We start from the raw sequence: 16,303 nt of genomic DNA, 5'->3' as shown, positions 1-16,303 counted from the left end.
TCTTATTATGGTAGAAAAACAGTCTCATTTAGCAAATTTAGCTGCTTATATGCAAACCAATCCAGAAGAATTATTAGAAAAAATTGCTCAAGATCATCATGTTACATTGACGCAAGTAATTCAAGCTTTACCCGGTGCAAAAATTGTTGATGGTAGCCATTTTGATGCAATTTGGGATGAAGTGACAACTTGGGGAGAGGTGCTGTTTTTAATTCATACCGGTGATGTGATTGCTGAAATTTCGGGTGAATTGCCTTCAGGCTCGCATAGCCAAAAATACTTTAATTTACGTCATCAAAAAGGCCTAAGTGGTCATATCAAAGCAGAACATTGTCAGTACATTGCTTTTATTGAACGTAACTTTATGAAGATGTCTACCGCATCAATGATATTTCTTAATCATATGGGGCAAGCGATGTTCAAAATCTTTGTTGGTCGTGATGAAAAACATCAACTAAAAGCAGACCAGTTAGAAAAATTTAGAGCATTAGCTAAAAAAATCAATTAATTTTAAGATATTAATATTATGAAAACATTATTGATTTTTGGTGTAAGTCCTAAACTTGGAACGGGCTATCAAGTTTTGCAGCTAGCAAAGCAAACTTATCCGAATTGGCGTTACATTGTTCTGGTTCGTGATAATGAGTTTGCTAAACAATTAGCAAATCAAGGCATTGAAACTTATGTTGGTGACGCAACTAATGCTTTGCTTGTGAAATCTTTATGCGAGGTAGCTGGATTGGATGCTACGATTGTGACAACCTTAGGGGGAGAAACAGGAAATTATAAGGCTCAACGAGTAATTATTGATTGCGCTGAGCAAACCAGTATTAAGCAGATGATTTTGGTAACTTCACTCGGCTGTGGCGATTCATGGCCTACGCTATCGACTAAAGCTAAACAAGCTTTTGGTTATGCCGTACGAGAAAAGTCATTAGCTGAACTTTGGTTGCAAACTAGCACGTTAAATTTTGTTATCTTAAGACCAGGTGGACTGCGTGATGGTGAAATGACACAACATGCCGAGTGTTATTATCAGCAAGAAGTTCATGGTTTTGTTTATCGTATTGATTTAGCAAAAATTATTGTTGATGAAATTGCTGCTAATCAGTTTGATCATCGCGCTTATAGTGTGGTTGACCCTAGCTTAAAAGTCACTTATTGATTAAATGACATGAAAAAATCAACAAAAAAGAGGTTAGCCGGTGCAAAATAATCGTCATTATTCCAATAGCCATCGTTCATTGTTATGGGGATTAACCGGTCTCCTTTTAGCGCTTGTTCTGCTTTCTGCTAATTGTGGTGCTTTAAACTTGTCTATCGCGCATTTAATGAACATGCCATTAGATGATCCATTGTGGAATATTTGGCTCAATATTCGCATGCCAAGAATTATATTAGCGGTTGTTGTTGGTATGGCATTAGCTAGTTCCGGCGCAGTGATGCAAGGCTTGTTTAGAAACCCATTAGCCGATTCTGGCTTATTAGGTATCAGTAGTGGGGCGGCGTTAATGGTTGGATTATCTATTTTGTTTCCTGCAATCTTTCCTCCTATTATGATGCTTTACGGTAAAATGGTGGCCGCTTTTGTAGGTAGTTTGTTGATTTGCTTATTGATTTATATTTATAGCTTAAACTCGCAATGTAACTTGGCTAAAATGGTTTTATTGGGTGTTGCCATTAATGCCATTATTGGCGCAATAATGGGATGTCTAAGCTATATAGGCGATGAAGTCCAATTACGACAAATTTCATTATGGTCGATGGGCAATTTGGGTAAAGGCTCGTGGGATCTGGTTTTTGTTGCAGTGTCATTTATTGCTCCCGCTCTGTTTGCTGTTTTTAAGCTTTCTCATCATCTTAATATTCTTCAACTTGGTGATGAAGATGCACATTATTTAGGCATCAATGTCCAGCGAATAAAACGCTATTTATTATTGCTTTGTGCGGTGTTAATAGGAACATCGGTCGCAGTTAGTGGCATAATCGCTTTTGTTGGGTTAGTTGTTCCCCATATGATTCGATTAAAAGTGGGTGCGAATCATCGTTGGCTATTACCTGCATCAGCATTAGGTGGATCTTGTTTATTATTGCTTGCTGATACATTTGCAAGGACATTAGTTGCGCCTACCGAAATTCCTGTTGGACTTTTTACGAGTTTAATTGGTGGTCCTTATTTTCTGTGGCTAATTTTAAAACATAAATAATAGATGGAATCGACTATGTTAATTGCTGAACATTTGATTTTAAGTTATGCAAGCCGCACTTTAATTAATGACGTGTCTTTAACGATAAATGCCGGTGAAATTATGATTATTATTGGGCCAAATGGTGCCGGTAAATCAACACTCTTGCGCTTGTTAACTGGTTATCAAAAACCATCATCTGGAGAATGTTATTTACTTAATAAACCACTATCACAATGGTCAGAAAAACAGTTGTCTCAAGTCAGAACGGTGATGTTGCAACAAAGCCAGTTAACGTTTCCATTTAAAGTAAAAGAAGTGGTTGCTATGGGCCGTTCACCTTATGGTAAAGCTGATTTTAACCAAGCCATGCAAGAAACGATGTCGCAAACGGATTGTTTAAAGTTGGCTGAGCGTGATTACCGTAGCTTATCGGGTGGGGAGCAGCAGCGTGTGCAGTTAGCTAGAGTTTTAGCTCAATTATGGCAACCCAAACCGACTGAAAAATTACTTTTTTTAGATGAACCAACCTCAGCGCTTGATTTATATCACCAACAACAGACCTTAAGATTATTAAAACAACTTGCTCATAAGCAGAAATTGGCGGTATGTTGTGTCTTGCATGATCTCAATTTAGCGGCATTATATGCTGATAAAATCTTATTAATTAATCAGGGTAAAATTGTTGAACAAGGCACACCTAAAGACGTTTTGACATCGGATAATATCCATCGCTGGTATGGGGTTGAGTTGGGTATTTATCATCACCCTGATAATTCTTGTGTCCCTCAAGTCTATTTAATGCCTTAAGAAAAATAAATAAACACTAATTGGTGACTCCATTTTAAGATAGATTCAGTATATAATTTGCAAAAACAACAAATGGGATCGATAATGACTAATCAAAATAGTGTAAATTCTATTTCTGTTTCACATCTTCTAGAGGCTCAACCGGCTTTCTGCTGTCAGCTAGATGGTAAAGGCAGAGCAATACCGCTTAATGAACAGAGCACTCCTTCAGTTTCGCAACCATTTTGGATTCATTTAGATTTTGCTAAACAAGAAACCATCAACTGGATAAATACCACAAATCTTGTGCCTGATTTGATTAAAAATGAGTTAGTAAAACCAAACCAAATATCCAAAGAAATTCGTTTTGAATCAGGGGTGTTAGTCGTGTTAAAAGGTGTTAACTTTATTCCTAATGAACTTCCCGATCCTATTGTTACTTTTCGTTTTTTTATTACCGATAACATGATCATTTCAACTCGACATCAAGAAATTGCGGCTATTGCGGAATTAAAAGATCATTTAGAACAAGGCATTGGACCGGTTGATGTGGCTGATTGGTTGATTCAAATGTCTGATTTAATTAGTGATCAAGTTAATCTGTCTTTTGATAGTGTTCATAATAAAATCATTAAGTTAGAAGATGCTGTGTTAAATCAACGTATCTTTTCTTATAAAGAAATAGGCCGTGTTCGTAAACAGTTGATCGTATTACGCCGATTGTTATCACCACAACGTGATATTTTTGTGAAGATTTCAACTGAACGGATATCATGGATTGATGATAACGATCGTCAGCGATTACACGATATTTCTTATCAACAAAACCATTATGTCTCTGATATTGATAGCTGTTTATTACGAATAGCCTCAATCATGGAGCAGATCAACAGCTTCTTGGCTGAATCGACCAATAAACGAATTTACTTAATGTCACTATTCACTATTATTTTTACGCCGATTACTTTTTTAACCAGTTTACTGGGGGTCAATTTAGCCGGTATTCCTTTTAGTGGGGAAGGGTGGTCTTTTATTGGATTAATATTATTGCTTGTTGTCATTTGTATTGTTTCAGTCATTTGGCTTAAATATAAAAAGTGGTGGTAATTAGATTCATATTTTTAGAAAGATGAATAATAGCTTATACCTTTTGGAATTTTTAATGAACAATCATTCTCATGCAATCTAATCAGTCCTATCGTTTATTTATCGCCGAAAAACCTAGTTTAGCTCGGGCTATTGCTGATGTCTTACCTAAACCTCATCAAAAGGGTAATGGCTTTATTAAAGCAAGTAATGGCGATGTTGTGAGCTGGTGTATTGGGCATCTATTAGAGCAAGCCACTCCAGAAATCTATGATCCTCGTTATAAAAAATGGGCGATTAACGATTTACCTATCGTGCCCGAACAATGGATATTGATGCCAAAAGACAATACCAAAAAGCAATTTAATATTCTGGTGGATCTGATTAAATCCGCCGATCAAATTGTACACGCAGGTGATCCAGACAGAGAAGGGCAGTTATTAGTTGATGAAGTCTTAAATTATTGTCAACTACCGCCAGATAAACGTAAAGCAATACAACGATGTTTGATTAGTGATTTAAATGCTAGCGCTGTTGAAAAGTCATTACAACAGTTGCGTAGTAATCAAGATTTTATCCCTTTATCCACTTCTGCATTAGCAAGAGCTCGAGCAGATTGGCTTTATGGCATTAATATGAGCCGGCTTTGTACTATTGTTGGGCAAAAAAATGGTTATCGCGGCGTGTTATCAATAGGGCGAGTACAAACGCCTATTTTAGGGTTAGTCGTTAGGCGAGATTTAGAGATAGCACAATTTGTACCCAAACCGTTTTATGAAGTATTTGCCGTGTTACAAACCAAAGATAATGAAACATTTAAAGCGAAATGGCAACCCAGCGAAGCTTGCTCGCCTTATCAGGATGAAGAAGGGCGCGTATTAGTTAAAAAATTAGCTGAAAATGTTTGCCAGCGTATTAATAATCAATCTGGAACAATTGACAAAGTCAGTAATAAAAAGAAAGAACTGGCGCCACCAATGCCATTTAATTTATCTACATTGCAAATTGAAATGGCCAAAAAAAATGGATTGAGTGCTCAAGAAGTACTCGATATTTGCCAATCGTTATATGAAAAACACAAATTAATTACCTATCCAAGGTCGGATTGTCGATTTTTACCTGAAGAGCATTTAAAACAAATTACAGGCGTAAAGTCTGCCATTGAAAATAATTGCCCTGAACTACAAACCGCTATTGGTGATGCTGATTTTGCATTACGTTCCAAGGCTTGGAATGATAAAAAAGTTGAAGCACACCACGCCATTATTCCAACGTTGCGCAAAGCTAGAATGGAAAAGTTAACTGATAACGAAAAAGCAGTGTATCAAGTTGTGGCAACGCAATATTTAGCTCAATTTTACCCAACTTATAAATATGCTGAATTGCAAATTGATGTTGATATTCAAGGCGGTAAATTTGTTTCTAAAGCTAACCAAATGCTTGACGAAGGTTGGAAGGTTTTGTTTAAAAGTAAAAATAATCAAGTTGAAGCCGATACAGATGGTAATGAAAGTAATGGTCTATTAACTCGATTAGTAAAAAAAGGCGAAACCGTGCAATGTATTGATACCGAGCTGGTTAGTAAAGAAACTCAACCGCCAAGACCATTTACCGATGCAACATTATTGTCTGCAATGACGGGAATTGCTCGATTTGTTAAAGATCCCGAAATCAAAAAAATATTGCGCGAAACTGATGGACTAGGCACCGAAGCAACCAGAGCGGGCATTATTGAATTGCTATTTAAACGCCAGTTTTTAACTCGCCAAGGCAAGGCAATTCGCGCAACTGATGTGGGTAAAAATCTTATTTTATCTCTCCCCGATGTCATGTCGATGCCTGACATGACAGCGCATTGGGAATTACAATTAGACGAAATTAGTAAGAAAGCATTTTCATACCAGCAATTTATGCATCAACTTAATTCTTCGCTGTTGGATCTTGTTAATCAGTTAAAAAATGCAAGGTTGAATATTCGAGCCTAGGTGCTATATAAAAATAGGATGAGATAATTATTATTATCACATTCATTTTGTCGATTAATACGTTATATTAGCGCCAATTGATAATGTTATTAAGTTGCCGTTGGGCTATTTTTCTGGTTCCGTTATTTCGTCTAGCATTGCGGCGTTAATGTTATTTTTATCTTTTATTATTTTGGCTAATTCGTTATTTGCTCTTTGTAAAAAGGCTTTGTCTTTTACGATTAAAAGATATGTTTTGAATCGTTTTATTGGGGTTAGTGCAAAGCGAAACAGTGCGATGATAATGATAAAAATAGTTAAAATAGCAACAATAACATTAATTATCAAAGAAGAGCTAAAGATTGTTACTATATTAGAAAGCAACATAACAAAGGCAAACATAAATGCCGTACTACTAAGTATAACCTCTTTAATTAAATAAGGTTTAAGTGGTATTATGTGATTTTTTGTGATACTAAAATAGTGTGTTAATGAATCTAACTGAGTCAGTTCGATAATGTTATGAACGTCAGCGTTAATTAGCGAAATAGCGATACGTTCTTTGTTTATACCCCCTGCTTTATAAAAGCAAACCTTGTTCCATATAAGTTTCTTTTTAATATTATTTAAAAATTCTGTTTTATATTGAGGGTGAGGTGTCTTTTCCAAAATATCGGTATATTTAATAATATTGTCAAAACCATCATTTTGAGGGCGTTTTTTATACATAAATGCGATAAAGGAAAGCACAAAAATAATGATCAAATTGAACCAATTATCATGGAGTAATTCCGAAATTTCCATTTAAAGTATTCTCACTAATTAATCGTGCTGTGATTGTAACCTATATTAGGTAAGTGAGATATCAATTCTATATTAAAATGAAGGTAAAAATAGCGATAAGTGCTGTTTTTTATAATTGTTCTCCTCTTTTTTGATTTATTGGTTGACTTCTGTTTCGGAAAAGCGTATAAAATGCCCGCCTTTTGAGCTTTTCTTCCTTTTTTAGCTATAATGGAAGTTAAAAATGAAGGTGAAGGGAAGTTAAAATATAAAGTGAAGAGTTCAATTTACAGGAGAAATATGGACACTCAATCGGGTCACCCCAAAATGCGGGGAGACAAATTTAAACATATCATTATCGGTTAATGAACCTGTCTAAATCACTATTTTTTCAGTTCACAAGCCGAAATTGATAAAACGGTAATGGTGAACGATATGCATTTTCTTACACGCTATCACACAAATTCTAAACATCAATGCGCACAAAGCTTAATGTTGTGTGTTTTACATCTTTCAGAAAAACATTTAGAACCACCGAGTTGTATCTAAATTCTTAATTAATTCTATTTGCTAATTAAATTTAATGCTCAGCACTAGCTATCCAAAATAGCTTTACGGGCTAGTTTTGCTATGCAATAAAATTTTAGCTCATCATAAAATTTAATAACTTATCGTTACTTGGTAACAATGAGTAGGCATACTTTTGCCAAAATTATGAATATAGGTACTCGAGATGACAAAAACTACATCAAAAAATAAAGCACAAAATAGTGCAGATATCAAAGCTATCAATGAGGCACAAAGCAGCCTTGATAGTATTTTATCTAAATTCCAATCTAGTCTTTCAGGATTAACACAAGAAAGTGCTAAATCGAGAATTGAACAATATGGTAAAAACGAAGTCGCACGTGAGAAGGTACCCTCAATTCTAGTGCAATTATTAATGGCATTTAATAACCCATTTATATTTGTATTATTAGCATTAGCTAGTGTCAGTTTTGTGACCGATTTTTGGTTGCCTTTGCAAAATGGTGAAGAAACTGATTTAACTGGGATTATTATTATCCTAACCATGGTATCGCTTAGTGGATTATTGCGTTTTTGGCAGGAGTTTAGATCAAACAAAGCGGCTGAAGCCTTAAAATCAATGATTCGCACAACAGCAACCGTGTTGCGTCGTGCACATAAAGATATGACTCCAGAGCGCATTGAAATTCCATTAAGTGAAATTGTTCCGGGGGATATTGTTTATTTATCAGCAGGCGACATGATCCCAGCGGATATCCGATTAATTGAATCTAGGGATTTATTTGTTAGCCAAGCGGTACTTACTGGCGAATCCATTCCTGTTGAAAAGTATGACACCTTAGGTGCAGTAACGCAAAAAACGACCGATAATATCGAAAAATCAAATCTTAACAAAGATAATGTGCTTGATGTTAATAACATCTGTTTTATGGGGACGAACGTTGTCAGTGGAACCGCAACTGCTATCGTGGTTGCAACCGGTGCTGATACGCATTTTGGCTCATTAGCAAAATCAATTGTTGGATCACGTGCTGAAACTTCATTTGATCGTGGTGTTAACAGTGTTAGTTGGTTGCTTATTCGCTTTATGCTAATCATGGTGCCAATTGTCTTTTTTATTAATGGCTTTTCAAAAAACGATTGGGGCGATGCAGCACTCTTTGCATTAGCCGTTGCGGTTGGTTTAACGCCTGAAATGTTACCAATGATCGTCAGTGCTAACCTAGCCAAAGGTGCCGTTGGTATGGCAAAACGTAAAGTTGTAGTTAAACGACTTAACGCTATTCAAAATTTTGGCGCGATGGACATTTTATGTACCGATAAAACAGGCACCTTAACGCAAGATAAAATTATTTTAGAGCATCACCTTGATATAAAGGGGCAAGTTGATTCCTCTGTTTTAGAACTCGCTTGGCTTAATAGCTATTATCAAAGTGGTATGAAAAACTTAATGGATAAAGCGATCATCCGTTTTACCGAAGAAAAAACCAATATGAAAAAGGTGGGTGTTGGTTTATACAAAAAAATTGATGAGTTACCGTTTGATTTTGTACGTCGCCGTTTATCGGTAGTTGTGCAAAATGGCAGTGATAACCATTTGATGATTTGTAAAGGTGCAGTTGAAGAAATGCTATCTATTGCTAGTCATGTTTATGAAAATGGCGAATACTTACCGTTAGACGATAAACGCAAACAAGCGTTAATTGCACTTGCACATGACTACAACAAAGATGGTTTTAGAGTATTAGCGGTTGGTATAAAAGACATTCCAGCTAGCGAAACAAAAGAACAATACACAGTACAAGACGAAACAGCGCTTGCTATTCGTGGCTTTTTAACCTTTTTAGATCCACCAAAAGAAAGCGCTTTCGAGGCAATTTCAGCATTGAGTGAACATGGTGTTGGCGTTAAAGTTTTAACCGGTGATAATGAAATCATCACCATCAAAGTGTGTCGAGAAGTTGGTTTAGAGCCTGGCATTCCACTACTTGGTGCTGAAATTGAAAAAATGGATGATGCTGAGCTCAAAACACAAATTGAACAACGTACTATTTTTGCTAAATTAACTCCACTACAAAAATCGCGAATTATCCGATTATTGCAAGATAACGGTCATACCGTTGGCTTTTTAGGGGATGGTATAAACGATGCACCGGCACTGCGCGATGCTGATGTAGGAATTTCGGTCGATACTGCAACGGATATTGCTAAAGAATCTGCCGATATTATTCTGCTTGAAAAGAGTCTAATGGTATTAGAAGAAGGTGTAATATGCGGACGCGAAACCTTTGGCAATATCATGAAATACTTAAATATGACCGCAAGTTCGAATTTTGGCAATATTTTTTCAGTATTAGTGGCTAGTGCGTTTCTACCGTTTTTACCTATGCTAGCGATACATTTACTTATTCAAAACTTACTGTATGATATTTCTCAACTCTCATTACCATGGGACAAAATGGACGATGAGTTTTTACAAAAACCACGCAAATGGGATGCGCTAAATATTAGACGCTTTATGATTTGGATTGGACCAACATCGTCTATTTTTGATATCACAACTTATGCACTAATGTGGTTTGTGTTTAGTGCAAACAGTATTGAAGCGCAATCGCTGTTTCATTCAGGTTGGTTTATTGAAGGGTTATTGTCACAAACATTGGTGGTGCACATGCTTAGAACACAAAAAATTCCATTTGTGCAAAGCACCGCAGCATTTCCTGTTATTGTGATGACAATGTTAATTATGGCTGTAGGGATTTATATTCCGTTTTCTCCACTGGGTGGATTAATTGGTTTACAACCGTTACCTTGGTCATATTTCCCATGGCTTTTAGCAACCCTATTTAGTTATTGCTGTGTTGCTCAGTTGATGAAACGGATTTATATTAAACGCTTCGGTCAATGGTTTTAATTTAACCATAATACAGCGTATTACCAATAATGCTAAGCGATATCAACGTCGCTTAGCAATTTTAAAATTTATATAGTAAAAGTTATTAAAAATTAATTTATTAACCATATAATTATAACAAAAAAGGAAATAATCTATGAAAACACCACATAAAAATTTAATTATGTTAATCAAAAGCCGAAAACAAAAAAAAGCTCAAGAACAATTAAGAAATTAAAACCAAAATGGTGAATACAAACAATTAGGTTAACAGATAATAAAAAACCCCAGTTATTGGGGTTTTTATTTGTGTTAATTTTAAGTGATAACTAGTCTATTAATTAAAATGTTTACAAGTGATACTTGATTATAAATTTAAATGAGTATCAGATGCTTTTCTTAAAATTTCATAAATTTCATCTTTAATTTTAAGTTTTTGTTTTTTTAGTGCCTCTATCGTTTCGGTAGTGTTGACAATAATTCCAGATTCAATGTTTTTAATTTTTTGATCGAGCTCATTATGTTGATCAAACAATTTTTGAAAACGTAAATCGGTATTTTTTAATTTAGAAATGATTTCTCGATATTCTGGAAACATAGTGCCTCCTTATATAGGCTAGATAGAATAATAACAATAGCAGCTATTGCTAATTCAGAATACAATATTATAAGCCATTTTAATAGAGAAATTGTTTTATAGCATAATTGTTCCTATAACAGATTTGCTCCTATAACAATGCAATTTTTATCATAAAATTAATAAGGGGTTAATTTATGAGTGAATCGATTGTAATTGCCAAAAGCCAAGGTAAAGATTTATCTATTATAGCTGCATTAGCTAATCGTCATGGTTTAATTACTGGCGCAACGGGTACTGGCAAAACTGTTACATTACAAAAAATGGCCGAAGGTTTTTCAAAAATAGGTGTGCCGGTCTTTCTTGCTGATGTTAAAGGTGATCTAACAGGAATAGGTGAAAAGGGTATATTATCTGACAAACTACAAGCCCGCTTAGCTAGCATTGAGGTTGATAACTGGCAACCAGATTCGTCACCAATTGAACTATGGGATGTCTTTGCTGAAAAAGGAATACCTGTTCGCAGTACCGTATCAGATATAGGACCGATTTTACTTGGTCGATTACTTGATTTAAATGACGTTCAAGCAGGCGTGTTACAGTTGGCATTTAAAATTGCGGATGATAACGGCTTACTATTAATTGATTTCAAAGATCTTCGAGCATTAATTCAATTTGTAGGCGATAACGCCAAAAAATTTACTACACAATACGGAAACATTTCGCTATCGTCAATTGGTGCAATCCAACGCGGATTGTTAACACTCGAACAACAAGGTGCCGAATTCTTCTTTGGAGAACCCATGCTTGATATCCAAGATTTAATTCACGTTAATTCTGAAGGTCATGGCATAGTTAACATATTATCGGCCAATAAATTATATAACTCGCCTAAATTATATTCAGTTTTTTTATTATGGTTATTGTCAGAACTTTTTGAACATTTGCCAGAAGTTGGTGATCTTGACAAACCTAAACTTGTCTTCTTTTTTGACGAAGCTCACTTACTTTTTAATGATATTTCGCCTGCATTATTAGAAAAAATAGAACAAGTGGTGCGTTTAATTCGCTCTAAAGGTGTAGGCATTTATTTTGCCTCGCAAAATCCAAACGATATTCCCGACACGGTTTTAGGGCAATTAGGTAATCGTGTACAGCATGCTTTACGCGCATTTACCCCTAAAGATCAAAAGGCTGTAAAAACAGCAGCCCAAACCATGCGTGCTAACCCAAGCTTTGACACCGAAAAAGCAATCATGGAGCTCGGTGTTGGCGAAGCACTTATTTCGTTTTTAGATGAAAAAGGTCGCCCAAACATGGTTGAACGAGGCTATATTATTGCTCCAAATTCCAAAATGGGGGCAATGTCGCCAGATAATCAATCATCTATTATGCATCAATCTCATTTTTACAATAAATATGCGCAGAGCTTAGATCGACAATCGGCTTATGAAATATTAAAAGATGGATTTTCATTAAATGGCCTGCCTAACCAAGATGCCAATAATAGTGCCTCAAAAAGTGATGATAATATCAATAAACAAAATAATGGTGGGTTGCTTAATTTTCTAAGTACGCTGCTTTTTGGCTCCAAAGGTCCCAAAGGTGGGCAGCATGATGGCATTACCCAACAAATAGCCAAAAGCGCAACAAGACAAGTTGTTAATCAAATAGGCAAACAGATCACCCGTGGCATATTGGGTGGCTTAAAAAAATAGTTAAACTAAATTTATAGCTTAAAATATCAGTAAAGTAGGAGAATTTTAATGTTAAAAATGTTTATTGAATGGTACAAAAAGCGCTTTAGTGATCCGCATGTTGTATCGTTAATGGCGGTTATTATTGGTTTATTTATTATAATCTATTTTTTCAATAAAATTCTTCTGCCTGTTTTTATTGCTATTGTGCTTTCTTATTTGCTTGATAGTCCGGTTAACTTTTTACACAAAAAAAATATTCCAAGAACACTATCTGTTGTGATCGTTTTACTGCTTTTTATCATGGTGGTATTGGTCGGATTTATGATCTTATTGCCGCTAATTTGGCAACAAAGTATCAGCTTGATCACCAATATTCCAAACATGCTAAATTTTGCTAATAATTTTTTAACCACATTGCCTGAACACTATCCCGAATTAATCGATGTCGGCTTATTCGATTCGGTGCTTCAAGGTATTACTGAAAAAGTTGTACAAACGGGTAATTCATTACTGCAGTTTTCAATTGTCTCTTTATTAGGGTTAGTTTCTGTTGCGATTAATGCAGTATTAATACCAATTATGATGTTCTTTTTATTAAAAGATAAAGCCAAAATATGGGGATATTGCTCAAAAATCTTACCTAAAAACCGCACAATTCTAAATAAAGTTGCTATTGAAATGGATATGCAAATATCCAATTATATTGTTGGCAATGTACTACATATTATTATTTTAACGATTTGTGTTTATATTCCTTTTTGGTATTTTGGCTTAGATTATGGGCTCTTATTAGCAGTGATTGTTGGCTTATCTGTATTGGTGCCTTATGTGGGTATTATTATTTCAAGTATCCCCGTTGTCCTTATAGCACTCTTTCAATGGGGATTCACTGCTCAATTTGGTTATTTATTGTTTTTCTATATTCTAATACAAGCGTTAGACGGCAACTTACTCGTGCCTTGTTTATTTTCTGAAAAACTCAATTTGCATCCATTAGTTATTATTTTAGCTGTGATTGTATTTGGTGGTTTATGGGGATTTTGGGGAATATTTTTTGCAATACCATTAGCGACATTAGTCAAAGCAATCATAAATGCTTGGCCAAAACAGGACGAATTAAATAACGCAAATGGTGAATTAAAAGCAGATTAATGGCTAATCTGCTTTTATTCAAAGTAATTATTTGACGTGTTTTTTAAGATAATCTAAAACCACTTCATGATGATTAGCTGTTTTAAAATCATCAAATACTTTTTCGATTTTTCCGTCTTTACCAATTAAAAAGCTAATACGGTGAATACCATCATAGGTTTTTCCCATAAACTCTTTTTCGCCCCAAGTACCAAATGCTTGGGCGACTTCGTGATTTTCGTCAGAAAGTAATGTAAAATTTAACAGCTCTTTTTCAATAAATCGAGATAGCTTTTCAGGTTTGTCTGTACTAATACCAAGGATCACAACATTATACTTTTTTAATTCATCAGAACAATCGCGTAAATTACATGCTTGTACAGTGCAACCCGGGGTCATTGCTTTTGGGTAAAAATAAATTAAAACACGGTGACCTTTAAAGTCCTTCAAGCTTACTAGCTCCCCATCTTGGTCTGGCAACGAAAACTGAGGTGCTTTTTCACCTTCTTTAAGTGGATTAACCATATGATTATTACCTATTTTAATAGTTTAATTTTCTCTTTGGATATATAAAACAGTGTCATATTTTTAAGCTAAGTTACTAAAAAAACGACTTGCAGCCTCAATTGTGTGATTGATCTCTTTATCTGTATGTTTAAGTGACATGAATCCCGCTTCGAAAGCTGACGGTGCAAAATAAACACCTTCCGTTAGCATATGATGATAGAATTTTTTGAATAATTCAACATCACACCGCATCACATCTTGATAACTGGTCACTTCGGAAGCAGTTGTAAAAAATACCCCAAACATCGCCCCTGCATAATTCACCACTAATGGCACATTATACTTTTTAGCTGCTGCTAATAAACCATCGGCAAGTGCTGCAGTTTTATTTTCTAGCTCCTGATATATACCGACTTCCATCAACTTCGTTAACGTTGCATATCCAGCTGCCATTGCAACAGGATTACCTGAAAGGGTCCCGGCTTGGTATATTGGACCCGTTGGCGCTAGTTGCATCATAATATCCGCACGACCACCAAATGCCCCAACAGGCATACCGCCACCAATAATTTTTCCTAAACAAGTCAAATCGGGCACTACATCATAATAATCTTGAGCACCACCAAGCGCGACTCTAAACCCCGTCATCACTTCATCAATAATCAATAAAGCACCATACTGATTACAAAGTTCACGCAATCCTTGCAAAAACTCTTTTTGGGCAGGTACACAGTTCATATTGCCGGCAACAGGTTCAATAATAATGGCAGCAATATCGTTAGGATATTGCTCAAATTGCTTTTTGACTGACTCTAAATTGTTATAATCACAAACTAAGGTATGCTTAACAAAATCGTTAGGTACACCAGGAGAAGTTGGGTGACCAAACGTAAGCGCACCAGATCCTGCTTTAACTAACAAATAGTCGGCATGTCCGTGATAGCAACCCTCAAATTTAATAATCTTATCGCGCCCTGTAAAACCACGAGCAACACGAATGGCGCTCATAGTAGCCTCGGTTCCCGAATTTACCATTCTCACCATTTCAATAGAAGGCATTAATTGTGTCACTAAATTGGCAACTTTGGTTTCAATTTCGGTTGGTGCTCCATAACTTAAACCATTACGCACCGCATTAATTACCGCATTGGCAACATCGGGATCGTTATGCCCAAGGATCATCGGCCCCCAAGAACCGACATAATCAATATAAGCTTTATTATCCACATCATAAATATATGCACCGTTTGCGCGCTCAATAAATAAAGGCGTGCCACCCACACCGTTAAATGCGCGGACTGGTGAATTAACACCGCCAGGCATAACGGATAAGGCCTGATGATAAAGCTTTTCTGATTTAAATGTATTTCGCATAATTGAGATGCTCTCTCTATAAAATTTTATTGTATTTATTCATAAAATCAAAATAAATTCAAGCCAACTATTCGAAATTTATTTAATAGAATTTTTCTATTTTGTATTTTCATTTAGCAAGGGTATATAATGCTAAGATCAATATATTAGGAGAAGAATATGAGCGATGCTTTACCAATCAACTTTACTGATGCAGCAGCCAATAAAGTAAAATCATTAGTAACAGAAGAAGAAAACCCAAACCTTAAACTAAGAGTTTACATTACCGGTGGTGGTTGTAGTGGATTTCAGTACGGGTTTACTTTCGATGAAAAAGTAAATGAAGATGATCTCGCTATCGAAAAAAATGGCGTATCGCTAGTTATCGATCCAATGAGCTTACAATATCTCGTCGGTGGCACAATCGATTATGTAGAAGGCCTACAAGGTTCTCGCTTTGTGGTTGATAATCCTAACGCAACAACAACGTGTGGTTGTGGTTCATCTTTTAGTGTTTAATTCGTATTTAATTTTTTTAAACGCTAATAATATTGCTAATCAGCACATCAGAATTTTTAGCTATTAAGCGGAATAGATGAATAAACCCACAAAATGTGACAAACATTGAGCAGTTAGATAATAATTTAAATTTTTTTGTTGACGACAAATTTAAGATGGGTAAAATGCACAGCATTCAAAACGCAATTACCTTTTGGTAGTAAGTTTTGAGCCCGGGTGGTGAAATCGGTAGACACAAGGGATTTAAAATCCCTCGGCCTTTTTGGCCGTGCGAGTTCAAGTCTCGC

Annotated in this window: 14 protein-coding genes; 10 read left to right on the top strand and 4 right to left on the bottom strand. The window is 35.6% G+C overall.

Going from position 1 to position 16,303, the window contains the following annotated elements:
• Nucleotides 1–7: 7 nt before the first annotated feature.
• From hutX to GQ598_RS03645, 6 genes are all read left to right on the top strand, one after another.
• Complete coding sequence (gene hutX, locus GQ598_RS03670; protein ID WP_160402402.1) at nt 8–508, top strand: heme utilization cystosolic carrier protein HutX; 501 nt, start codon at nt 8–10, stop codon at nt 506–508.
• A gap of 18 nt (nt 509–526) precedes the next feature.
• The gene (locus tag GQ598_RS03665; RefSeq protein ID WP_160402401.1) at nt 527–1,165 is read left to right on the top strand and encodes an NAD(P)H-binding protein; all 639 of its coding nucleotides are present in this window, start codon (nt 527–529) and stop codon (nt 1,163–1,165) included.
• Between the two features lie 40 nt (nt 1,166–1,205).
• On the top strand, nt 1,206–2,207 hold the full coding sequence (locus GQ598_RS03660) for an iron ABC transporter permease (RefSeq protein WP_160402400.1): 1,002 nt from the start codon (nt 1,206–1,208) through the stop codon (nt 2,205–2,207).
• A 15-nt stretch (nt 2,208–2,222) separates the two neighbouring features.
• Nucleotides 2,223–2,996 carry a heme ABC transporter ATP-binding protein gene (locus GQ598_RS03655; RefSeq protein WP_202112664.1) on the top strand — a complete coding sequence of 258 codons (774 nt, stop codon included), beginning with the start codon at nt 2,223–2,225 and terminating at the stop codon, nt 2,994–2,996.
• A gap of 84 nt (nt 2,997–3,080) precedes the next feature.
• On the top strand, nt 3,081–4,082 hold the full coding sequence (gene zntB, locus GQ598_RS03650) for a zinc transporter ZntB (RefSeq protein WP_160402398.1): 1,002 nt from the start codon (nt 3,081–3,083) through the stop codon (nt 4,080–4,082).
• 71 nt (nt 4,083–4,153) lie between these two features.
• Nucleotides 4,154–6,046 carry a DNA topoisomerase III gene (locus GQ598_RS03645; protein ID WP_160402397.1) on the top strand — a complete coding sequence of 631 codons (1,893 nt, stop codon included), beginning with the start codon at nt 4,154–4,156 and terminating at the stop codon, nt 6,044–6,046.
• A gap of 105 nt (nt 6,047–6,151) precedes the next feature.
• On the opposite strand, the gene GQ598_RS03640 is transcribed toward GQ598_RS03645, so the two are convergent.
• A complete protein-coding gene (locus GQ598_RS03640) occupies nt 6,152–6,829 on the bottom strand; it encodes a hypothetical protein (protein ID WP_160402396.1) in 678 nt (225 codons plus the stop codon).
• Between the two features lie 712 nt (nt 6,830–7,541).
• Here GQ598_RS03640 and mgtA point away from each other — a divergent pair.
• On the top strand, nt 7,542–10,250 hold the full coding sequence (gene mgtA, locus GQ598_RS03635) for a magnesium-translocating P-type ATPase (protein ID WP_160402395.1): 2,709 nt from the start codon (nt 7,542–7,544) through the stop codon (nt 10,248–10,250).
• A gap of 346 nt (nt 10,251–10,596) precedes the next feature.
• On the opposite strand, the gene GQ598_RS03630 is transcribed toward mgtA, so the two are convergent.
• Complete coding sequence (locus GQ598_RS03630; protein ID WP_065582975.1) at nt 10,597–10,827, bottom strand: YdcH family protein; 231 nt, start codon at nt 10,825–10,827, stop codon at nt 10,597–10,599.
• A 176-nt stretch (nt 10,828–11,003) separates the two neighbouring features.
• On the opposite strand from GQ598_RS03630, the gene GQ598_RS03625 reads away from it, so the two are divergent.
• Together GQ598_RS03625 and GQ598_RS03620 are read left to right on the top strand one after the other, a co-directional pair.
• Complete coding sequence (locus tag GQ598_RS03625; protein WP_160402394.1) at nt 11,004–12,524, top strand: helicase HerA-like C-terminal domain-containing protein; 1,521 nt, start codon at nt 11,004–11,006, stop codon at nt 12,522–12,524.
• Nucleotides 12,525–12,572: 48 nt separating this feature from the next.
• Nucleotides 12,573–13,658, top strand: coding sequence for an AI-2E family transporter (locus GQ598_RS03620; protein WP_091349738.1), 1,086 nt, complete (start codon nt 12,573–12,575; stop codon nt 13,656–13,658).
• 27 nt (nt 13,659–13,685) lie between these two features.
• On the opposite strand, the gene bcp is transcribed toward GQ598_RS03620, so the two are convergent.
• Both bcp and hemL read right to left on the bottom strand, forming a co-directional pair.
• Nucleotides 13,686–14,162, bottom strand: a complete 477-nt coding sequence (bcp, locus tag GQ598_RS03615) for a thioredoxin-dependent thiol peroxidase (protein WP_091349742.1) — start codon at nt 14,160–14,162, stop codon at nt 13,686–13,688.
• A 63-nt stretch (nt 14,163–14,225) separates the two neighbouring features.
• Complete coding sequence (hemL, locus tag GQ598_RS03610; RefSeq protein WP_160402393.1) at nt 14,226–15,518, bottom strand: glutamate-1-semialdehyde 2,1-aminomutase; 1,293 nt, start codon at nt 15,516–15,518, stop codon at nt 14,226–14,228.
• 159 nt (nt 15,519–15,677) lie between these two features.
• On the opposite strand from hemL, the gene erpA reads away from it, so the two are divergent.
• Nucleotides 15,678–16,016, top strand: a complete 339-nt coding sequence (erpA, locus tag GQ598_RS03605; RefSeq protein ID WP_034914816.1) for an iron-sulfur cluster insertion protein ErpA — start codon at nt 15,678–15,680, stop codon at nt 16,014–16,016.
• The last annotated feature ends 287 nt before the right edge of the window (nt 16,017–16,303 follow it).

Origin of the sequence: Gilliamella sp. Pas-s95 (assembly GCF_009795795.1) — a bacterium.
Classification (GTDB): Bacteria; Pseudomonadota; Gammaproteobacteria; order Enterobacterales; family Orbaceae; genus Gilliamella; species Gilliamella bombicola.
The sequence above is the reverse complement of the archived record's forward strand: the minus strand, read 5'-3'. Positions and strand labels throughout refer to the sequence as shown.